Genomic DNA, 20886 nt, shown 5'->3' with positions numbered 1-20886 from the left:
GGGAGGGATTCGAACCCTCGATACGTTTCCGTATACACACTTTCCAGGCGTGCTCCTTCGGCCACTCGGACACCTCACCGCAATGTTGTTTACGTAGTCTTTTCAGACTTCATAACTGCACGCCTGCGTGCTCGTTACCGTCGTCGTAAACGCCGACATTCTCTCCGGTTGTGCCTCCGAATTAACCACTCGGACACTTCACCGAACATGCAATCTGTAGTAAGCATCGCTGCCTCTCGATCACATGAGGCGCGTATTCTATTGATAAACTTTTCCTTCATCAACCGCTTTCAACAAAAAATCTGAAATTAATTTGTGCCACGCAACGATTGCGCAAAAAGCGCATATGCAACAGATTCAGACACATCACCTACTGATCTAGCGGATACACGCTCTTCCTTAACACCTCAACCATTGCGGTCGCCGCAGTGGATAGCGGATAACGTTTGCGGGTGAAAATACCTACCTTACGGATAATGGCAGGCGCCTTCAGAGGGCGCCAACAGCCTCCCAGTTGCTCGATCTGTGGAATACAGAGGGACGGCACCACACTCACACCCAATCCACACACCACCATACGGATATTGGTAATCAAGTGATGGGACTCAAACTCAATACTCAGATCGAATTTTTTCTCTTCTAATGTTCGTTCAATAACTTCCCTTATACTGGACGGTCGCTGCAGTGCAATAAAGGATGAGGAACGCAATTGGTTCCAGGTGATCTCCTGTTTATCCAGCAACGGATGGTCAGGCGGCAGGGCCACAACAAAACGGTCATCAAACAGGGTTTCAAAGTTCAGATCATCGATGGCACTGTCCGGCAGGAAAGCGATGCCCACCTCAACACGTCCACTTCGCACAGCATCCACTACAGCTTCCGCAACCACGTCCTGAACGGTGACGTTGATGTCCGGGTACAAGGCGCGATACTCCGCCAGAACACTGGCCAGTTGCTGGCTGGCGAAGGATGGCATCGCGGCAACCGACAGCTTGCCTCGCTTGAGGGAGAACAAGTTATGCAACTCCAGCATGGCATCGTCCCAGTCCGCCAACAGACGTTCCGCTACGGGGTAAAACGCCTCCCCTTCCGGCGTCAGCGCCAGGGTACGTGTCGAGCGTACAAGCAGCTGACCACCCACGGTCTCTTCAAGGTTTTTAATCGCAATACTCAGTGCGGGCTGAGACAGATAGACCAGTTCGGCCGCCTCAGCAAAGCTGCGCGTCTTCGCAACTGCAACAAACGCTTTGAGCTGTTTAACCGTGACATTCATAAAAAAGTTAAATCAATTATTGAAATCTTTAAATTGGATAAATATTAACATCTGATAGATGCTATTCAACAAGAAGCACGCAGATAGCGGATCTCACCAAGACTTCGCACAGCGTCAGAATAAAGCGAATCCAGCACAAACAACCAACAGTGCTGGACTTGAATAACAACAAGAGGAGTTCTCCCCTATGTCCGGTTTTGACAAGGTGGTAAACAGCTACGAAGAAGCGATGGCAGGTCTGGATAACGACATGACCGTTATCGCAGGTGGCTTTGGTCTGTGTGGTATTCCCGAAGGCTGCATCGCCCAGATTAAGCGCATGGGCGTTAAAGGCCTGACCGTTGTATCCAACAACTGCGGTGTTGACGGTTTCGGTCTGGGCGTCCTGCTGGAAGACAAGCAGGTTAAGAAAATGATCTCCTCTTACGTTGGTGAGAACGCACTGTTCATGAAACAGCTGCTGGAAGGCGAGTTGGAAGTTGAACTGACGCCACAGGGTACGCTGGCTGAGAAAATGCGTGCTGGCGGTGCAGGCATCCCAGCTTTCTACACTGCGACCGGTTACGGCACGCTGGTAGGTGAAGGCAAAGATGTACGCGAGTTCAACGGCCGCAACTACATTCTGGAAGAATCCATCACCGGTGACTTCGCAATCGTTAAAGGCTGGAAAGCGGACCGTTACGGTAACGTGATCTACCGCCACACTGCACAGAATTTCAACCCGATGGCTGCAACTGCAGGCAAGATCACCGTGGTTGAAGTGGAAGAGATCGTTGAGCCAGGCGAGCTGGATCCATCTCAGATTCACACACCGGGTATCTACGTAGACCGCCTGATTCAGGGCACCTTCGAAAAACGTATCGAACAGCGCACTGTGCGCGAAGCTTAAGGGAGATTATTACTATGGCACTTTCCCGCGAACAGATGGCTATGCGCGTAGCTCGTGAGCTGCAGGACGGTTATTACGTAAACCTGGGGATAGGTATCCCTACGCTGGTCGCAAACTACATCCCAGACGGTATGGAAGTGATGCTGCAGTCTGAAAACGGTCTGCTGGGTATGGGTCAGTTCCCTACCGAAGACGAAGTAGACGCAGACATGATCAACGCAGGTAAGCAGACTGTAACAGCTGTAACCGGCGCATCGATCTTCTCCTCTGCCGAGTCATTCGCCATGATCCGTGGCGGCCACGTAGACCTGACCGTACTGGGCGCATTCGAAGTAGACGTTGCAGGCAACATCGCGTCCTACATGATCCCAGGAAAACTAATTAAAGGTATGGGCGGCGCGATGGACCTGGTAGCAGGTGCAGACAACATCATCGTACTGATGACCCACGCATCCAAGCACGGCGAATCCAAGCTGCTGACCAAATGCTCCCTGCCACTGACTGGTGCAGGCTGCATCAAGAAGGTTCTGACAGACCTGGCTTACCTGGAAATCGCAGACGGTAAGTTCCACCTGATAGAACGCGCGCCAGGCGTTTCGGTAGAAGAGATCATCGAAAAAACCGAAGGCGAATTGGTAGTACCGGATCACGTGCCAGAAATGACATTCTGATCCATCCTCCGGGCAAGGAGAGGCCCGGATACGTTACTTGTGACATTGCCTCTTTACATGAGCTACGCTCATTCTTTTGTGCACTCCCGCTTCGGCGGGAGTTTTTTATCCGGTATTACTGTTGTCTGGCGCGCTCGACGTCAGATCCACCAGCATATCGCCTACCGATATCAGATTGCGGCTGATCTCGCGAACCAGATTGATCATCAACACACTGAAGTCTTCCGGGTATTCCATCTGAAACTCGTGAAACAGATCACAACTGATCTCCAACACCAAACTGTCTGACTCGGCATAGGCCCAGCCAACACGCGGCTGTAGACTTATCATTCCCACAAAGCCAATCTGTTCCCCGGGGCTGTAGTCGCTCATAAACGCCCAGTTACCTTCTGAGTGTTTATAAAAGGCGATCTTTCCCTGGAGTACTATATAGAAGCGATCCGAACGCTCGCCCAGTGTAAACAGCTCCTCTTTTAGCTGGAGGGAATAGACCAGGCCGCGGTTCATCAGATACATAATGGCGCGGTCGGATAACGCGCCGAAAGTTGCGAACTCTCGACACACCTCAACGGGCATCCGGTTCGCAATATCGTCATAACGAAGTTTGTTCATCTACTGCACCTGCAAACTCCACATCGTTCAGTCTTAAGTGTAGGTGTTTCTACCTGAGCGCAGAATGAACATTTAGGCGTAATTAGTGTTGATAATTACCTTCATCGCCTGACAATCCCCCTGTAGGGCAACCTTTAGGTTGCTGGCAGCGTAAACGCTGCCCTACAAAGCAGACCGTCTCCGTAATCACCTTCAATACCCGTCAATCCCTCCCCTGTAGGGCAACATTCAGGTTGCTGGCAGCGTAAACGCTGCCCTACAAAGCAGACCGTCTCCGTAATCACCTTCAATACCCTTCAATCCCTCCCCTGTAGGGCAACCTTCAGGTTGCCGACAGCATAAACGCTGTCCTACAAAGCAGACCGTCTCCGTAATCACCCTCAATACCCGTCAATCCCTCCCCTGTAGGGCAACCTTTAGGTTGCCGGCAGCCTGAAGGCTGCCCTGCAAAACAACAAATAAATTGCTCACCCTTAATTCGGTTGATACAGCCGCAAGAAACTTGCAAACCTCGGCTTCCCATATCGCGTAAGCCCGGTGAATTTATACGTGACCCACTCCCCAACCTCAGGTGGATCGGCACGTTGTGCATCACTGAATCCCGTCCCCAACCGAAACTGAACACCCTCGGCCGTTTCCACCAGCAGCGCACCCAACTTGCCCTTATATTTTCCCTTTCCCGGCAGATGGCCGATAACGCGCGCCTCCGCATCCTGCCAGGGTTTCAGCTTTAACAACATATTGGTACGCCCGGATTGATACAACGCATCTTGATGATGCAGCATCAAACCTTCGCCACCCGCGAATACCACCCGGTCCAGCTCATTCAGCAGTATGGATTCCGTCTTTACCCGATATTGCGGAATCATCCGCACCCAGGATTTACCGATACGGCTTACCACCTTTTCCATCACCTCAACGCGCTCGGTGAAGGTCCCTGAATGACCGGGCAGATCGAACACCATATAACGCACCGCCAACCAATCGGAGTCATCGGGTTGCATGCGTCGGACAATGGCCGATACCGCTTCAAACTTCCCACGCCCGATCCATAACTCGCCATCCAGCGGATGATCCGGCAGCCCCTCAGTAAACCAGGCAGGCGCAGTGATCGGTCGACCACTGCGGGAGAGCAGATGCTTTCCATCCCAATACCCACGCACACCGTCGAGCTTTTCACTCACCCAGTACCGGGATACATCAAGTCCCCGCTCATACACATTGGCGAGCTGGAGTTCGGGCTTTTCAGCAGATGCAAAAGACGCAAAGAAGAGACCGGCCCACAGGACCAGCAGACGAAGATAGAACATGGCGATTCCTCCCTGAAGCCATGGAGCCTTCCGATCCGTGGAAGGCTGTATTTAGTAAACGCGAGTGTTAGACGCGTTCGGTATCAAAGAAACGACGCAACACGCGAGACAGATTATAGGCATCCTGACTGCCTGCCAACTCTCGAATCGAATGCATACCAAACTGTGGTACACCGATATCCAGGGTACGCACGCCAATCTCAGCGGCAGTGATCGGCCCGATAGTACTGCCACATGCCATATCCGAACGTACCACAAATGCTTGGACCGGCACCTCTTCCTGTTCTGCCAGATGGCGGTACAGGGTGCTGGTTTCACTGTTGGTGGCGTAACGCTGATTTGCATTGATCTTGATAACCGCGCCATCGTTGATGATAGGGCCGTGGTTACCGTCATGCTTATCGGAGAAGTTCGGATGCACACCATGAGCGTTATCCGCAGAGATCATCACCGAGCGGGACAGCGCGCGGTTACGCACTTCAGCATCCGGCATAATCCGCTCCAGCAACTGTTTAAGCATTGGCCCCTGTGCACCCGCCGCGGACATACTGCCAACCTCTTCGTGGTCGTTGCAAACCAGCAAAGCGCCTTGTTCCATATCACTGTTCAGCAGCGAATCCAGACCGATAAAGCAGCTCAGTAGGTTATCCAACCGCGCGGAGGCGATGAATTCATCATTCAGGCCCACGAACCCCGGTTTTTGCGTGTCGTAAAAGCACAGCTCGTAATCAAACACCTGCGCCACATTGCCCACACCGTCCTTTTCCAGCTGAGTTTTCAGCAATTCGCGGAAGTCGGGTTTCTCCTCCGCCTGCCCAAGGATCGGTGGCAGATAGGTTTGCGCATTGATGTTACGCTCGCTGTTGGCTTCACGGTCCAAGTGAATTGCCAGACTTGGAATGATTGCCACAGCCTTTTTGAAGTCGATCAGTGAATCGGCCAGCTCGCCTTCTTGGGTGCGGTAGCTAACACGGCCGGCTATCGAGAGATCTCGGTCAAACCAAGGGTTCAGCAACACACCGCCGTATACTTCCACACCCAGCTGGAAATAACCGTTATTGTGGATTTCAGGGGATGGTTTCACCTTCAAACAAGGAGAGTCGGTATGGGCACCCACCATACGGAATCCGCTCTCTTCGGCAGCCCCCTTAGGCATGACCCAGGCAATGATGGAAGAACCATTGCGTACCACGTAGTAACGACCACCCGCTTCAACACGCCAGCTGTCACCTTCTTGCAGCGCTTTAAAGCCTGCATCGGCAAGACGGTTTTCCATCGCGTTTACCGCATGGAACGGCGTGGTGGATTCAGACAGAAACTCTACCAACGATTCATTAAATTGTGCCTGACTCATCGCATTACTCCGCTACAGATTCTTTTACTTCCAGCAGTTCAATCTTAAAGATCAACGCTGAGTTTGCCGGGATGGTTTTGTTTGGACTGGTCGCACCGTATGCCAGATCAGCAGGCACGTAGATGTTCCAGACACCTCCCTCTTTCATTTTAGGCAGCGCCTCTTTCCAACCGCGAATCACATTCTTCAACGGAAACTCGGAAGGCTTGCCTCTTTTATAAGAGCTATCAAAGACCACATCATCAACCCGCTTGCCCTCATAGTTCACGACCACGGTATCCAGAATACGCGGTGAACGACCGGTACCGGCCTGCACAATCTCGTATTGCACCCCCGAAGGCATGGTATTGACGCCTTCACGCTTCGCATTCTGCGCCAAGAAAGCTTCACCCTGCTTGCGGGTTTCGTCATTTAGCGCCTTATCGATCAACTCCGCACGGAAGCGTTTTTCCTCTTCACTCTCCCCACACCCTGTCACCAGCAGTGCAGACACCAAAACCAATCCGAACAGTTTTTTCATATTCACAAACCTAACAACGGAATCCGTCCTAATAACTGCTTGATTTTACAACAGCTGGCCTCATGTCTAAACTCAGGAATGATTTGAGATTCTGCGAACAATGCTGTGTTGCTCGTTTGCTGAGAAATATCCCCCGACGTCGTGATGGAACTCAGCTCTGTTTACTCATGTCATACAGAACAACAATGTAACCGGTGTATCGGGTGTATCTACAGTATGATGCGTAAAACGCTCTCCAGGCTTTTAGTAGCCGTAAGCTTCTCTGCTCTTATTCCTTTCTATACGGCATCGGCACTGACTCAAGGTCCTTTGCATGCCGAGCCGGACCACAAGAACACCATCGTCGAGATTATGGAGTCCCTCAAGCTCGGACACTATAAACAGATGGCCGTCGACGATGCCCTATCGAGCAAGTTATTGGACAAGTACCTGGAGGATCTGGACCCGTCCCGCAGCTACCTTTACGCCAGTGATGTCGATAGTTTCCAGCATTATCGCACCCAACTGGACGATGACCTGCTTAATGGTGACCTGACCGCAGCATACGAGATTTTCAACACCTACCAGGCGCGCAACCGTGAACGCCTGACCTATGCGCTTGATCTGCTGGAAAACGGGTTTGCCTTCGATTTCGATCGCGACGAAACACTGGAAGCTGACCGTTCTGAGTCACCTTGGATGTTAGATCGCGCCGCCATGGATGATCTGTGGCGTAAACGCATCAAAAGCGCGTTGCTCAGCCTGAAACTGGCTGACAAAACCGTTGATGAAGCTAAAGAGATCTTGATCAAGCGATACAAAAACCAGCTTAACCGTACCGAACAGGTTAACAACGAAGACGTTTTCCAGAGTTATGCCAATGCACTGACCTCCCAGTACGATCCGCATACGCAGTACTTCTCACCACGCCGCTCGGAAAACTTCCAGATCAATATGAGCCTGTCGCTGGAAGGCATCGGCGCGGTACTGCAAAGCGAGGATGAATTCACCAAAATCGTTCGGTTAGTACCTGCAGGGCCTGCGGAAAAAACCGGCCAACTTAAAGCCTCAGACCTGATCCTGGGTGTCGGTCAGGGTGATGAAGGCGAGATTGAAGATGTAGTTGGCTGGCGCTTGGATGACGTGGTTCAAAAGATCCGCGGCCCCAAAGACTCCGTAGTTCGCCTGCAGGTACGCTCCTCCGATGCTGAGGATGCTCCACTTCGCACCATTCGCATCATCCGCAACAAAGTAAAACTGGAAGAACAATCCGCACAGAAACGCATTCTGGAACTCGACTACCAGGACCAGACAGTCAAACTGGGTGTAATCGAGATCCCAACCTTCTACATCGACTTTGCCGCCCTCCAGCGTGGCGAGAAAGACTACAAAAGCACCACCCGTGACGTAGAAAAACTCATCACCGAACTGAAACAAGAAGGTATTCACGGGCTGATCATCGATCTCCGCGACAACGGCGGCGGTTCCCTGCGTGAGGCAAACGAACTGGTTGGCCTGTTTATCAACCGCGGCCCTACCGTTCAGATCCGTGACCAGGAAGGTTATATCCGCGTACTCGGCGATCGTAATCCGAAGATCGCCTACTCCGGCCCAATGGCCGTGATGGTTAACCGCCTCTCTGCATCCGCTTCCGAAATCTTCGCGGGCGCCATGCAGGACTACCAGCGTGCGATCGTGATTGGCGGCCAGACATTTGGTAAAGGCACTGTACAAACGCTGCAGCCACTGCAGCACGGCCAGCTCAAACTGACCAACGCCAAGTTCTACCGAATTTCCGGTGACAGCACCCAGCATAAAGGCGTAATTCCTGACATCAGCTTCCCGACCCTCTACGACCATGAAGAGATCGGCGAAAGCGCACTGGACGGAGCCTTGGTTTGGGACAAAGTGCCAAAACAGCCGCACGGTGCATTTATCGGTGCTTCTTCATTCCTGAAACCCTTGGTCCAGCGACACCAGGAACGCATCAGCACGAACCCGGACTTCCAGTTCATGCAAGAACAGGTTTTCGAACTTGAGAAACGCCGCGAGAAAAACCTAATTTCTTTGCGCGAAGAAACGCTTAAACGAGAACGCACTGAATCTGAAGCATGGCAGCTTGAAAGCGAGAATCGTCGTCGTGCCAAAAAAGGCCTGAAACCAATCAGCAAACTGTCTGAACTGGAAGATGAGCTTGAGAAAGACGCTCAGGGACGACCAATTAATCCTCAGTCAGAAGCAATGCTCGAAGAAAGTGGCCGCATCCTGATGGATATGGTTGTTTTCACACAAAAATTTACAGCTGCGCGACAATAAGCCGATAACCTTCAAAAGTTACCGTTTGCTGAGGAAGATTCAGGTATGACCACAAAAAAGATTCTTGTGTTGGCAATTGTGACCCCAATTGTATTGGGCGTGCTGGGCGTCGGTGGATACTATGGCTCCCAGGCGCTGATGCAAAACGATGCTGCAAACAACAAGGACCTGGAAAAATTTGGCCTAACCGTTCTTCCTAAATCCCCAACTCCGACGCCAACCCAAGATGACGAGGAGCTGAAAGACATCTACAAAAAAAGTACAGGCGTTCTGGGGGCAACCCAGGAAGTCGCTACGTTTGCAGATGACAAACTCTCTCCAACGCAGAAAGTCATCAAAGGCTTAATGAACGACAAGGACCAACTGGTCCAAGATAAAGAAGAGCTATACGATGAGATCGCTCAGCTAAAGGCCAAAATCGCGGAATTGGAAGAGTACAAACGCCTGAACGAGCACTTCGCGCCGGATAAAATCAGTGAAGAACTTGCCAAGGTAAAAGCACGCTTAAAGAAAAACCTTCTGAACTCCCCAAGCGCGGCCCGTTTTAACAACCGCCAGATCGATATCGTATCCAGCGCCTCCGCCGTAGAGTACGACAAGTTTATCCGCCGCAACCGCCTGATCCTGTCAGACTTCCAGCGTGAAGAGCTTGTGAATATCTACCTGCCCGAGTTTGCTTTCTGCTTGGGAGACGGTGTTGATATCGCAGCCAACTCAGCCGTTGAAGAGCGCGACCTGGTTCGCTTCTTTGAAACCCAGGATATCTCTATACTGAAACCGGCTCTGAGGCAGGATCTGGATACAGTGCTGACGCCATGCCAGGAAGCGCTGCACGAACAGCTATCCAAGTTTACACCGGGCAAAGCCTGATCGGTCGCCGCCGCTGGACCGCTTCTCCAGCTCTATCCGCCGCCGCACCTTCTGTAGGGTAGCCTTCAGGCTACCGGCAGCGTGAACGCTGCCCTACAGAAGCACTGAGTAGGGAAAAGCCAAGTAACGCTATCCGCCGCCGCACCTTCTGTAGGGTAGCCTTCAGGCTACCGGCTGCGTGAACGCAGCCCTACAGAAGCACTGAGTTGGGAAACGCTAAGTAACACTATCCCCCGCCGCATCTTCTGTAGGGTAGTCTTCAGACTACCGGCAGCGTGAACGCTGCCCTACAGAAGCACTGAGCTGGGAAACGCTAAGTAAAGCTATCCGCCGCAGCATCTTCTGTAGGGTAGTCTTCAGGCTACCGGCAGCGTGAACGCGGCCCTACAGAAGCACTGAGCTGGGAAACACTAAGTAACACTATCCGCCGCCGCACCTTCTGTAGGGTAGCCTTCAGGCTACCGGCGGCGTGAACGCTGCCCTACACGTTGCTTAACCCCCAGTTTTTTTCGTTGCTTTTCCTACCTATTACTACCCAAACCCTGTATAATGCGCGCTCATTTTACAGCGTCCGCTCGCCCACACGTCGGCTTATCGTGAGCCCGGAAGCTATATTAACTGACCCTGTACTGCCGATGTTACAGGTTGAAAAGCGCCACAAAGGCTTAACTCTAAGCCTCCATCCGTGGCCTTTCATTAAAGGACATATTTCATGAGCGAAAGCTTTGCTGAACTGTTTGAAGAATCCCTCCAGAACGTAGACATGACTCCAGGCACCCTGGTAATGGGTGAAGTTATCGACATCGATAGCGACTGGGTTACTGTAAACGCTGGCCTGAAATCTGAAGCGGTTATTCCTCGCGCTCAGTTCCTGAACGACGCTAACGAACTGGAAATCCAGATCGGCGATCAGGTTAAAGTATCCCTGGAAGCTGTAGAAGACGGCTTCGGTGAAACTCGCCTGTCTCGTGAAAAAGCGAAACGTGCAGAGGCATGGGAAGTACTCAAGCAGAAATTCGATGCTGAAGAAGTTGTTAAAGGCTACATCTCCGGTAAGGTTAAAGGTGGCTTCACAGTTAGCATCAACAACATCCAGGGCTTCCTGCCAGGCTCTCTGGTAGATGTTCGTCCAGTACGCGACGTTGACCACCTGGAAGGCAAAGAGCTGGAATTCAAACTGATCAAACTGGATCAGAAACGCAACAACATCGTTGTTTCCCGTCGTGCAGTTCTGCAGGAAGCTAACAGCGCTCAGCGTGATGAGCTGCTGGCTACCCTGGAAGAAGGCCAGAATGTTAAAGGTTTCGTTAAGAACCTGACTAACTACGGTGCGTTTATCGATCTGGGCGGCGTTGACGGCCTGCTGCACATCACCGACATGGCGTGGAAGCGTATCTCCCACCCATCCGAGATGCTGAACCCTGGCGACGAGATCAACGTTAAGATCATCAAGTTCGACAAAGAAACTGGTCGTATCTCTCTGGGTCTGAAACAGCTGTCTGAAGATCCATGGGAAGCAATCAAGAACCGTTACCCAGCTGGTGCGAAAGTACAGGCTCGCATCACTAACCTGACTGACTACGGCTGCTTCGCTTCTATCGAAGACGGCGTTGAAGGCCTGGTACACGTTTCTGAAATGTCTTGGACTAACAAAAACATCCACCCATCTAAAGTTGTTCAGATCGGTGATGCTGTAGAAGTTATGATCCTGGACGTAGACGAAGAGCGTCGTCGTATCTCCCTGGGTATCAAGCAGTGCTCTGCAAACCCATGGGTATCCTTCGCAGAGAAATACGCTGCGGGCGATAAAGTGAACGGTACTATCAAGACCATCACTGACTTCGGTATCTTCGTTGGTCTGGAAAACGACCTGGACGGCCTGGTACACATGTCTGACATCACTTGGGAAGCTGATGCTGAAGCTGCCCTGCGTCAGTACAAGAAAGGCGACGAAGTTGAAGCGGTTATCCTGTCTATCGACGCAGAGAAAGAGCGTATCTCTCTGGGCGTTAAACAGCTGGAAAGCGACCCATTCGCTGAGTACGTAACTGCAAACGACAAAGGCTCTATTGTTACCGGTACTGTTAAGTCCGTAGACACTAAAGCCGCAGTTATCGAACTGGCTGAAGGCATCGAAGGCGTCCTGAAAGCATCTGAAGTTGCTGCAGAGCGCACCGAAGACGTATCTGCTGTACTGAAAGAAGGCGATGCTGTAGAAGCTAAGATCACTGGTATCGACCGTCGCAACCGCGCTATCACCCTGTCTATCCGTGCGAAGGATCAGGCAGAAGAGAAAGCTGCACTGAAAGCTGTTCAGAGCGCTGAAGTTGAGGTTTCCGGCCCAACTACTATCGGTGACCTGATCAAGGCTCAGATGGCTAAGAAGTAATCATTACTTCTCGCGATAAAAAGGCGCCCTCGTGGCGCCTTTTTTGTTTGTGATACGCCATCTCCCAACAACTGTGCGCATTTTTGTAGGGTAGCCTTCAGGCTACCGGCAGCCTAAAGGCTGCCCTACAATACAAGATAAAGACCCACCGTCCGGTAGGACAGCGCTCACGCTGCCGGCAGTCTAAAGGACCGCCCTACAACACAAGATAAAGATCCACCTTCCCTGTAGGGCAGCGTTCACGCTGCCGGCAGTCTGAAGGACTGCCCTACATACAATTCACTCAAACCTCACAACCACCGCGCATCCCAATGCGGATAATCCTCTATCGAATCCACCAACCCTGCACGTAACGGATTCCCCACCATATACCGCGCCACAGTGATGGGATCTTCATTCGCTCGTATTGCACGATCATAAAATCCACGCTGCCAGATATGACCGCCCATTCCCAGATGCTGATTTAACCGCCTGGCACTAACCCCTTTAAACCGAGCAATTACATTGCCCAGGTCGCAACGGTCACCCAATTGAAACAACCAATGCAGATGATCCGGCATTAAAACCCATGCCATAGAATCCAGATCCCCCTCGCCATGCATCCTTCGCATTTCACGAATCACACAACGGGCGAGATATAGATCAGAAAAGAGAGGTTTACGCTTGAACGTGACGATCGTCACAAAATAGGCATGACCAGGCAGCGATCGACGCCCGACCTTCAGATCATCATAAGACATCCGTGTCTCCTGATTTACAATTAGGTAACTGTTCGCTTTGCAGGGCAGCCTTCAGGCTGCTGGCAGCGTAAACGCTGCCCTACAGCACACTTCAAATAACACCTCTACCGAGCGGTCTGTTTATCTTGGGCCGGCAACGTGATCACCTGCAATGACAACAATCCGACCCTACAACACAAGATAAAAACATCCACCATGCCTGTAGGGCAGCGTTTACGCTGCCGGCAGGCTGAAGGCCTGCCCTACAACCAGATAAAAAGAAAGGAACTACCACCCACAAAAACGGATGGTCTGTTTATCTCGAGGAAGGTAACCACACACAAGCAACGTCTTATTATGACGCTTCGCTACCGCTTGCACGCTTCGTTTACCATGCAACAAGCCACGGTGGATATTAGCCGCTACAAGGCGGCGGGTATCAGTATCGATATGACCCCAACCGTACAAGCCTGCATCCGTGATCACACGATGCACACCCGGCTCCCAAGGACCAAGCGACACGGATTGTTCGATAGCTTCCTTGTACTGCGCATCAAACTCACCACGATGCGCCTTCAGTAGCGCAAAGTTAGCCCAGGTGTGCGGCCACTTTGGACGGAGCGCCACGGCTTTCAGGTAAAGCGGGATAGCCTCATCCGTGATCGCCTTGAACTCGCCGCTCGACCAACGCACGAATCCCTTTTGCGATAACAACAGCGCTTTCAGCTCGAGCAACTCAGGATTATCCGGTGTCCAGCCGAGTGCGGAATTTACATGTTCCAGCGCTGCAATCACTTCGGTTTCAGATGGCAGCCGACGCTCTTTTTCCCATGTCTCCAGAGCGTAATCAGCCTTGTGGCCAATGAAGTCTGCCATACCGATACGCACAGCATGATATGCCCCCCATACAGACACGAGGAGCAAAAGGAAAACGAAGTAAGTGGAAGGTTTTTTGAAAGGAATGTTCATAAGGGAAAAAACCGATGGCAGCCCATCTGTAGGGCAGCCTTTAGGCTGCCGGTAGGCTGAAGCCTACCCTACAGGTATGTAACTTTTTATTCTGGTTGCAGAGAAGATTATTAGCTCGCTGACAGCCTCGTCATCTCCGAAAACAACGAGGCTGCCCTACAGGAATCGTGGTTTTATTCTGTATTCTAGGGTAGGCCTTCAGCCTACCGGCAGCCTAAAGGCTGCCCTACAATCCAGCAGACTAACGTTAGAGCCCGACAATCTTAGCCGGATTATCCACCACCAGCGCCTTAGCCGCGCCTTCTCCAACTACCGCTTTAGCCGCCCGGTAACCTTCGGAAAGCACCGGCGGGCGATGCTCCAGATTATGCGCATCGGTAGCCAACACGGTAATCCAGTCGTTTTCCAGAAGTTCCATAGAGCGCTGAGCGGAAGGCACACCAAACCGCCCCGCAATAGACATCGCCGTCACCTGAAACAGACACCCCATCTCAACGAATGGAGAGATCGTATCCAGGTCACGAATAATGTCCTTATTACGTTCTGGATGGGCGATCATCGGCAGGATATTGCGATCAAGAAGCCACTTAACCAGCTTGTCACTGCCCGGCGGGATGTGACTGTGCGGAAGCTCAAGAAGCATAACCTTCTTACCGTCCCACTCACCCAGAAACGGCACTTGATTCTGGGCAACCAGCATCAACACCTCGGCAGAAAGCCGAACTTCACCCGACATCGCCACCGAAAGAGGAATCCCCTCTTCCTTCAGCGCCTGCTGAAACTGCTCAAACACCGGCTGAATTGTATAAACCGAGTTGTCGAAGCGGCCCGGATGGATATGCGGTGTAAAGGTGATGTGCTGAATACCGTCTTCAACCGCAACACGCGCCAGCTGAAGCGCGTCCTCCATGGAACGCGCCCCGTCATCAATACCCGGCAACAGATGACTGTGCAGATCGATCATGCCGCTTTCTCGTCAGCGCCGTAACCGTATACGTCGTAGTAACCGGAGTAGCCCTCACCGTAGTAGCGAGACGCCTTCTTCAGGTTAACCTGGTTCAGCACGACACCCACCAACGGTGCATTAACTTCAGACAGTCGACGCAAGCCAGCCTTGATCTGCGCACTTGGCGTAGAATCCGCTTTGATGACATACACCATAGAACCTACGCGCGGTGCCAGCACCAGTGAATCACTTACAGCCTGACATGGCGCTGTATCAATCACGATACGATCGTACTGACGCTCCAGCACCTCCAGCACCTTACCGAAACGCTCGGACGACAGCAGCTCAAGCGGGTTTGGCGGAATCACACCTGCAGAGATCACATCAATTCCTTCCTCATCCAATCGGTGCACACACTCCTCCAGGGAGGCAGTACCGGCCACCAGATTGGAAAGACCCGGCGCTTTAGAGCCAAACTTAAACAGTTTACCAATGGATGGACGACGCATATCCGCATCGATCAACAACACACGCTCCATCTGCCCCAGCGAGTACGCAAGGCTCAGCGAGGTCGAGGTTTTACCCTCACCCGGCACGGTAGAGGTAACCGCGATTACCTTGTGCGGGTTATCCAAAGAGGACAACACCAGACCCGTGCGAATGGTACGCACCGCCTCAGAGAAACCTGATTTACCATCCTCAATATAGTGACGGTAAGAACGCTTCTGCGCTTTACCTGGCAGCTTAGGCAGCAAGCCCAGCATGGTCTGACCCAGTTTTTCCTGTACATCGCCAGAGCTGCGAATGGTGTTGTTCAGCGCCTCAAGCAGGAACGCACACATCACACCAAACATCATACTCACCACAAAGCTCAGCGCGATAATTAAGCCTTTCTTCGGTTTTGCAGGAGCGTTCGGCGCCACCGCCGGATCCGCCAGTCGGGCGTTGGCCGACTCCAGGTCACCGGTTGCTGCAGTTTCGTTCAGACGGGTAAAGAAGGTATCGTAAAGCTGACGGTTGGTTTCAACCTCCTGCTCCAGTTCTTTCAACTGATACTGCTTACGCTTAAGCCCCTGAATCTCCTGCTTGGTATTACCCAGAGACCCTTCCAAAGAGCGTTCGCTCTTACGCGCAACGCGGTACTGGTTTTCGATACCGTTTACAACACTCATGATCTGACGATCGAGGGAACGACGGGCGCTATCAATCTCGGAATTCACCGAGATCATCTTAGGGTGTTTAGGTCCGTAGCGCTTGGCCAGCTCAGACTTCTTCTGCTCTACTTCCAGCAATGCCTGCTTGTAATTCTGAACAACCGGGTGCCCCAGTACCGCAGGGATGCGCTCATACCGCTCAGCCTTGGCATTCTTACCAAGCGCTTGAATCTCCTGATACAAACTCTCGATTTCAAGGCGCTGGCGACGCGCATCAACCAACTTGGTTGCGACCAGATCCAGCTCGGTGCTGGCGATATCCAAACCACCACGCTCACCGACGATCTGCTCACGATCACGGAACGCCTGCAAGCGGCGTTCAGATTCCTTCAACTTATCTTTCAAGCCACCTAGGCGCTCGTTCAGCCAGGACGACGCTTTCACCGTCAACTCCAACTTCGCTTCAAGGTTGCTTTCGATATAGGCTTCGCCCACAGCATTGGCCATCTGCGCGGAAAACTGCGGATCGAAGGCATCAAAGCTGATTTTGACCAGCTGTGTTTTACGTACAGGAGAGATTGTCAGGCGTTCGATAAAAGCATCAACCTTGCTTTGGAACACCTGCTCTTCAGTCGGCACTTTAGGTGCGAGCTCCGGGATGTACTCACCGGCAACCTCACGCCAATCAAACTTAAACGCAGGCTCACGTTTAAACTCCGGATGGTTAACCAGATCGTATTTCCGGATTACCTTCTCCGCCAGCTTGCGGGATTTCAGAATTTCAAATTGCGTCAGATAATATTCGTTATTGGATGAATCAAGGCCATACACCTCTTCGATCGACACCACCTTCGCCTGCTTGGACTCGATCAACAGGGTCGCCGTAGCACGGTAAACCGGCTCCAGAGAAAACACGACCAATACGGACAACAGGGTCACAACAAACGCAAACCCCAAGATACCCCATTTATGACGCATCACCGTGAGCCAATACTGACGCAGATCGATTACATCGTCGCGTAACAGCCCATCATGTGAATTTTTGTTCTGTGCATCCATTAAATTCAATACCGACGTTGATAGGAAACAAAAATAGGGCACACATCCGTTTGTGTACCCTATAGATAGAGAGGTTTAGAAGAAGCTTTCTTCGATTGTGACAACATCACCAGGGCGCACCAGGCTCCCCAGTTTCAGTTTACGTGGAGGCTCACCCTCTTTACCATCAGGCACAACATACATCTTTGACTTAGACGCACGTTCGGTAAAACCACCGGCCAACGCAACCGCTTTTTGCAGCGTAAGACCTGGCTGGTACGGATAACCGCCTGGTTTTTCCACTTCACCGTTGATAAAGAACTGACGATACTCAAGCACAGTGACGTTTACACTCGGGTTAACCAGGTAACCATCCGCCAGCTTGGAGCGTACAAGTTCGCCCAACTGACTAATGCTCAATCCAGTCACCTTTAGCTCACCCAGAAACGGGTAAGATACAGTTCCGGCATCACTCAAACGCACTTCAAGACTCAGGTCTTCCTCGCCGAAAACCTGAATACTCAACAGATCACCCGACCCTAACGGATAGTCGGATAGACCTTTACTTTCTGCAAAAGACAGGGGCGATACCAAAAGCATCGCCCACACCAGAAAAGCTTTAAGATGGAAGTTTACTGACGACAGCACGTCCTATTTCTCCAACAAGCTTAATTTCAGAGGAGACAGGATCACAGGGATCCTGTCAGCGTTACCATAAACTGGTTACGCTCGTAGCTTTCGTCTGCCTGGTTAGACTCTTTGTCTGTGAAGGTGTAAGACAGATCAACAGCCAACCAACGCTGCAGATCGTAGTTTACACCCAGCTTCAGGCTATCGGTTTCATCTTCGCGGGTACTACCCAGGTAGCTCTCATCAGTGCGGCTCAGCATCGCGTTGGTGCTTACACGCTCGCTCCAGGAGTGGTTCCAGGTCACACTGAAGGATTCGGTGTCGATCGCATCGCCCTGACCGGAAGTTTCTTCAAACTCCTGAGACGCATTCAGACCAAAGGTAGAATAGCTCTGCGGCGCCCAAGTCATACCGATTTCCCAACTGGTACCGTCACGGTCAGTACGGGACGCGTCGTCAAAGTCCTTCTCGGCGTAACCAATTTTTGCGTTACCAGAGGTTTTTGCGGTTGCATCCCAAGTCACACCCGCCAGGTATTTAGTCTCGGTGTTATCCAGATCGCTGGTTGACAGATCGTAGTCGATATCTTCGTGGCGGATCTCAAACAGCGCTTTGGTTTTAGGTGCTACGCGGTAGAAGAAGGTCGCATCCAGCAGCGCATTCTGACGGTCACGGCTTTCGTTCTTAGACTTGAAGTTGTCGAACTGGTGATCCAGCAAAGAACCTTTCAGCTCCAGGTTACCCTGCGCGCCTTCTGCGCCGTAGCGGTACACCGCAGCAACGGACTTGTCGGTGTAGCGATCTGGAGACGCAGAGATACCGGAATCATTACTGCCACGATCTTCGTGATCTTTGATGTAAGATGCAGTCAAATCCAGACGGTTACGGCTGTTCAGCTCCATAATCGCCTCACCCACCAAACTGTGGTCGGTGTAGTTATCGGCACTGCTATCCTGGTAGGTACCGTCTTCCAATTCAAACGTCACACGGTACGCATCGTTCTCCTTCTCAGCAACAAGCTGAACAGAAGGCTTAATCACAGTAATCAAAGAGTCCTGTTCGTTGGTCTCATCGGTAAAGATGTTATCGTCGTGACCAACCTGAACTGTCAGCTGCGGGATCACAGCGATAGGGCCAGATGTGATTGAAGCAGGCTCGATAGCGACCGCAGATGTAGCGTATGCACCACACAGCCCGATGAGAGCCAAACGAAGATCCTTAGTTTCCATATATACCTTTCCTATAAGCAGGTCTCACGGAGCACGGGTCATGCCCCTTCGATATTCCAATTGAGCGCTATGCTAGCACAATTGCTTTACATGAAACAAAGCAAAAGCGCCTGAATTTTAAACACTAATGACCCATTTAATCATCTAACTCGTGACAACATTGTGAACAACGGGAACGCCGCACCATCGCCACAATAAAACAGAATAAAAACGCAGCCAGTACTCCGGCCAAATTGGCGTACGCATCGTAAATATCATAGGTTCGTAACGGCATCCAACGCCCCTGAAGATACTCCAGAAGCACCGCCAACAAACACCAGATTCCCCAGTAGACCACCGGTTTACCGCCCGGCCAATTCAAACGCCCTAACACAGCAACCACCATAAAGGCCAGTGTATGATCGGTTTTGTCCGACTCACCCAAAAAGCCATGAAGCGGCTCAGGATTAAAGATCCCCCACAACAGCCCCAAAACTGCAATAAGAGACAACAGCCGTAAGCCCCCACGAGTATTTATCAATTGCTACTGCCCTGATCCGTTGGAATAAGAATTTTGGTTTCAGGCACCACAGCCTGCAATCCGCGGCGCAACGCTTGCTTCGCCTCTTTATCGCCATGTACCAAGCGTATCTCGGCGGGTTTGCGATAGATCCGACGCACAAAATTTACCAGGTCAGAGCGATCCGCATGGGCAGAATACCCACTTATCGTATGAACCGCCGCCCGAATATCCACACGCTCACCATCCAAATACACATACCCACCCCGCGGGCCGTATTTTTGAATATCATGACCGGGTGTGCCCTGGGCCTGGTAGCCCACAAACAACACATCCGTACGATGATCTGGCAACAGCGCCTTCAGGTAGTTTTGAATGCGGCCACCTGCACACATACCACTGGCTGCTATCACTATCGACGGGCGGGCACTGATCTTGAGGTGGGACACTAATTTTTGATGAGATGCATGGTCGTTAATCGTAATCAGGTTATCAAACGCCAAGGGATGCCGACCAGATCGTTTGCGCCTTAGCGCCTCCTTATCCCACAACTTACTCATTTCGCGGTAATGACGGGTAAACTCTGCCGCCAGAGGCGAATCAACAATGACATCAAGATCCTTCCAAACTCGGGACTGTGAGCGGTAAATAAGGTGCTCGATCTCGTACAACAGCTCCTGCGTGCGACCGATACTGAACGCAGGAATCAACACCGTACCTTTGTCTTTCAGGGCGTGCTCTATTACCGCGCGAAGCTGCGCTTTTCGTTCGCGTCTTTTCGCATGCTCACGATCACCGTAGGTGCTTTCCAACACCAGAATATCGCAGCTATAAGGGGATTTAGGCGCAGGCAACAAAGGCGCATAGGGTGCACCCAAATCACCGGAAAAGGTCACGCGACGTTTATTGACCTGGAATTCGATATAGGCCGAACCCAATATATGACCCGCAACCCTGAATTTAGCCTTAAAGCGGTTATCCGAAAACGGCTGATACCAGGTATTGTAAGGCACCGGTACAATCAGCTGCTTAATACGCGCGATGACTTTGCTGATAATACGCTTGTTGCGTGTAACACCCACCTTAAGCGCATCTTCCAATACCAACGGGAGAAGCTTAGCCGTTGCCTCAGTGGCAATAATCGGTCCGTCAAAGCCCGCCGCTAGCAACCAGGGAATACGCCCCACGTGGTCAATATGGCAATGGGTAACAAACAGAGCCTGCACTGCATCCAGCGGAAAATCGATCTGCGACTCGCCCAGCTCCCGATCTGCGGATTCAGCACCCTGAAACATGCCACAATCGATCAGTACACTGCTGTTATCTGAATAGAACAGTTCATGGCACGAACCGGTCACACCCGTCGTAGCGCCATGATGTAGAATTTTAACATCCGACATACATCACATTCCTTGTGAAATTAGCAAACAATCCTTGTAGGTCTGCCATCGCGCTGCGATGCCTGATATGTTGGGCAACGCTGCGCGTTGGCCAACCTACACTCTGCATCACAGGCACC

18 protein-coding genes are annotated in these 20886 nt (G+C 51.7%); 5 read left to right on the top strand and 13 right to left on the bottom strand.

The window, feature by feature from the left end; all coding sequences use genetic code 11:
- Positions 1 to 370: 370 nt before the first annotated feature.
- Entirely contained in the window at positions 371 to 1273 is a 903-nt protein-coding gene (locus QKW35_RS16535) for a LysR family transcriptional regulator (RefSeq protein WP_282354895.1), read from the bottom strand.
- A 187-nt stretch (positions 1274 to 1460) separates the two neighbouring features.
- On the opposite strand from QKW35_RS16535, the gene QKW35_RS16530 reads away from it, so the two are divergent.
- Both QKW35_RS16530 and QKW35_RS16525 read left to right on the top strand, forming a co-directional pair.
- Positions 1461 to 2162 carry a CoA transferase subunit A gene (locus tag QKW35_RS16530; RefSeq protein ID WP_282354891.1) on the top strand — a complete coding sequence of 234 codons (702 nt, stop codon included), beginning with the start codon at positions 1461 to 1463 and terminating at the stop codon, positions 2160 to 2162.
- Between the two features lie 14 nt (positions 2163 to 2176).
- Positions 2177 to 2833: a 3-oxoacid CoA-transferase subunit B gene (locus QKW35_RS16525; protein WP_282354889.1), complete on the top strand. Its 657-nt coding sequence runs from the start codon at positions 2177 to 2179 to the stop codon at positions 2831 to 2833.
- Positions 2834 to 2938: 105 nt separating this feature from the next.
- Here the strand turns inward: QKW35_RS16525 and QKW35_RS16520 are convergent, their stop codons facing one another.
- The 4 genes from QKW35_RS16520 to bamJ form a co-directional block, all read right to left on the bottom strand.
- A complete protein-coding gene (locus tag QKW35_RS16520; RefSeq protein ID WP_282354887.1) occupies positions 2939 to 3445 on the bottom strand; it encodes a Crp/Fnr family transcriptional regulator in 507 nt (168 codons plus the stop codon).
- A 473-nt stretch (positions 3446 to 3918) separates the two neighbouring features.
- Positions 3919 to 4755, bottom strand: a complete 837-nt coding sequence (locus QKW35_RS16515) for a DNA ligase (RefSeq protein WP_282354886.1) — start codon at positions 4753 to 4755, stop codon at positions 3919 to 3921.
- 67 nt (positions 4756 to 4822) lie between these two features.
- Positions 4823 to 6109, bottom strand: a complete 1287-nt coding sequence (locus QKW35_RS16510; RefSeq protein ID WP_282354884.1) for a M18 family aminopeptidase — start codon at positions 6107 to 6109, stop codon at positions 4823 to 4825.
- Positions 6110 to 6113: 4 nt separating this feature from the next.
- Positions 6114 to 6629: a BamJ family beta-barrel-assembly machinery protein gene (bamJ, locus tag QKW35_RS16505; RefSeq protein WP_282354882.1), complete on the bottom strand. Its 516-nt coding sequence runs from the start codon at positions 6627 to 6629 to the stop codon at positions 6114 to 6116.
- Positions 6630 to 6845: 216 nt separating this feature from the next.
- Here bamJ and QKW35_RS16500 point away from each other — a divergent pair, with 216 nt between their 5' ends.
- The 3 genes from QKW35_RS16500 (at position 6846) to rpsA (ending at position 12183) form a co-directional block, all read left to right on the top strand.
- On the top strand, positions 6846 to 8924 hold the full coding sequence (locus QKW35_RS16500) for a carboxy terminal-processing peptidase (RefSeq protein ID WP_282354880.1): 2079 nt from the start codon (positions 6846 to 6848) through the stop codon (positions 8922 to 8924).
- A 45-nt stretch (positions 8925 to 8969) separates the two neighbouring features.
- Complete coding sequence (locus tag QKW35_RS16495) at positions 8970 to 9794, top strand: coiled-coil domain-containing protein (RefSeq protein ID WP_282354879.1); 825 nt, start codon at positions 8970 to 8972, stop codon at positions 9792 to 9794.
- 712 nt (positions 9795 to 10506) lie between these two features.
- On the top strand, positions 10507 to 12183 hold the full coding sequence (gene rpsA, locus QKW35_RS16490) for a 30S ribosomal protein S1 (RefSeq protein WP_282354877.1): 1677 nt from the start codon (positions 10507 to 10509) through the stop codon (positions 12181 to 12183).
- Between the two features lie 290 nt (positions 12184 to 12473).
- Here rpsA and QKW35_RS16485 read toward each other — a convergent pair whose 3' ends face one another.
- From QKW35_RS16485 to QKW35_RS16450, 8 genes are all read right to left on the bottom strand, one after another.
- Entirely contained in the window at positions 12474 to 12923 is a 450-nt protein-coding gene (locus QKW35_RS16485) for an REP-associated tyrosine transposase (protein ID WP_282354876.1), read from the bottom strand.
- A gap of 267 nt (positions 12924 to 13190) precedes the next feature.
- Complete coding sequence (locus QKW35_RS16480) at positions 13191 to 13778, bottom strand: hypothetical protein (protein WP_282354875.1); 588 nt, start codon at positions 13776 to 13778, stop codon at positions 13191 to 13193.
- A gap of 340 nt (positions 13779 to 14118) precedes the next feature.
- Entirely contained in the window at positions 14119 to 14835 is a 717-nt protein-coding gene (locus QKW35_RS16475; protein WP_282354872.1) for a tyrosine-protein phosphatase, read from the bottom strand.
- Positions 14832 to 17030, bottom strand: a complete 2199-nt coding sequence (locus QKW35_RS16470) for a GumC family protein (RefSeq protein WP_282354870.1) — start codon at positions 17028 to 17030, stop codon at positions 14832 to 14834. Before QKW35_RS16470 ends, QKW35_RS16475 begins: the two co-directional genes overlap by 4 nt.
- A 75-nt stretch (positions 17031 to 17105) precedes the next feature.
- On the bottom strand, positions 17106 to 17657 hold the full coding sequence (locus QKW35_RS16465) for a polysaccharide biosynthesis/export family protein (RefSeq protein ID WP_282354867.1): 552 nt from the start codon (positions 17655 to 17657) through the stop codon (positions 17106 to 17108).
- Positions 17658 to 17698: 41 nt separating this feature from the next.
- Positions 17699 to 18868, bottom strand: coding sequence for an outer membrane beta-barrel protein (locus QKW35_RS16460; protein WP_282354865.1), 1170 nt, complete (start codon positions 18866 to 18868; stop codon positions 17699 to 17701).
- A 136-nt stretch (positions 18869 to 19004) separates the two neighbouring features.
- On the bottom strand, positions 19005 to 19358 hold the full coding sequence (locus QKW35_RS16455) for a hypothetical protein (protein ID WP_282354863.1): 354 nt from the start codon (positions 19356 to 19358) through the stop codon (positions 19005 to 19007).
- 26 nt (positions 19359 to 19384) lie between these two features.
- Entirely contained in the window at positions 19385 to 20767 is a 1383-nt protein-coding gene (locus QKW35_RS16450; RefSeq protein ID WP_282354862.1) for an MBL fold metallo-hydrolase RNA specificity domain-containing protein, read from the bottom strand.
- Between the last annotated feature and the right edge of the window lie 119 nt (positions 20768 to 20886).

The organism is Pontibacterium granulatum (assembly GCF_029961155.1).
Lineage (GTDB): Bacteria > Pseudomonadota > Gammaproteobacteria > Pseudomonadales > Balneatricaceae > Pontibacterium > Pontibacterium granulatum.
Note: the sequence above shows the minus strand (reverse complement) of the source record. Positions and strands in the feature narration are given on the sequence as shown.

What these genes read in the sequence shown, in the direction of transcription:
- QKW35_RS16515 (WP_282354886.1), bottom strand. Translation starts at nt 4,755, where the DNA reads ATGTTCTATCTTCGTCTGCTGGTCCTGTGGGCCGGTCTCTTCTTTGCG.
- QKW35_RS16485 (WP_282354876.1), bottom strand. Translation starts at nt 12,923, where the DNA reads ATGTCTTATGATGATCTGAAGGTCGGGCGTCGATCGCTGCCTGGTCAT.
- QKW35_RS16495 (WP_282354879.1), top strand. Translation starts at nt 8,970, where the DNA reads ATGACCACAAAAAAGATTCTTGTGTTGGCAATTGTGACCCCAATTGTA.
- QKW35_RS16460 (WP_282354865.1), bottom strand. Translation starts at nt 18,868, where the DNA reads ATGGAAACTAAGGATCTTCGTTTGGCTCTCATCGGGCTGTGTGGTGCA.
- QKW35_RS16450 (WP_282354862.1), bottom strand. Translation starts at nt 20,767, where the DNA reads ATGTCGGATGTTAAAATTCTACATCATGGCGCTACGACGGGTGTGACC.
- QKW35_RS16530 (WP_282354891.1), top strand. Translation starts at nt 1,461, where the DNA reads ATGTCCGGTTTTGACAAGGTGGTAAACAGCTACGAAGAAGCGATGGCA.
- bamJ (WP_282354882.1), bottom strand. Translation starts at nt 6,629, where the DNA reads ATGAAAAAACTGTTCGGATTGGTTTTGGTGTCTGCACTGCTGGTGACA.
- rpsA (WP_282354877.1), top strand. Translation starts at nt 10,507, where the DNA reads ATGAGCGAAAGCTTTGCTGAACTGTTTGAAGAATCCCTCCAGAACGTA.
- QKW35_RS16475 (WP_282354872.1), bottom strand. Translation starts at nt 14,835, where the DNA reads ATGATCGATCTGCACAGTCATCTGTTGCCGGGTATTGATGACGGGGCG.
- QKW35_RS16525 (WP_282354889.1), top strand. Translation starts at nt 2,177, where the DNA reads ATGGCACTTTCCCGCGAACAGATGGCTATGCGCGTAGCTCGTGAGCTG.
- QKW35_RS16500 (WP_282354880.1), top strand. Translation starts at nt 6,846, where the DNA reads ATGATGCGTAAAACGCTCTCCAGGCTTTTAGTAGCCGTAAGCTTCTCT.
- QKW35_RS16510 (WP_282354884.1), bottom strand. Translation starts at nt 6,109, where the DNA reads ATGAGTCAGGCACAATTTAATGAATCGTTGGTAGAGTTTCTGTCTGAA.
- QKW35_RS16470 (WP_282354870.1), bottom strand. Translation starts at nt 17,030, where the DNA reads ATGGATGCACAGAACAAAAATTCACATGATGGGCTGTTACGCGACGAT.
- QKW35_RS16480 (WP_282354875.1), bottom strand. Translation starts at nt 13,778, where the DNA reads ATGGCAGACTTCATTGGCCACAAGGCTGATTACGCTCTGGAGACATGG.
- QKW35_RS16520 (WP_282354887.1), bottom strand. Translation starts at nt 3,445, where the DNA reads ATGAACAAACTTCGTTATGACGATATTGCGAACCGGATGCCCGTTGAG.
- QKW35_RS16535 (WP_282354895.1), bottom strand. Translation starts at nt 1,273, where the DNA reads ATGAATGTCACGGTTAAACAGCTCAAAGCGTTTGTTGCAGTTGCGAAG.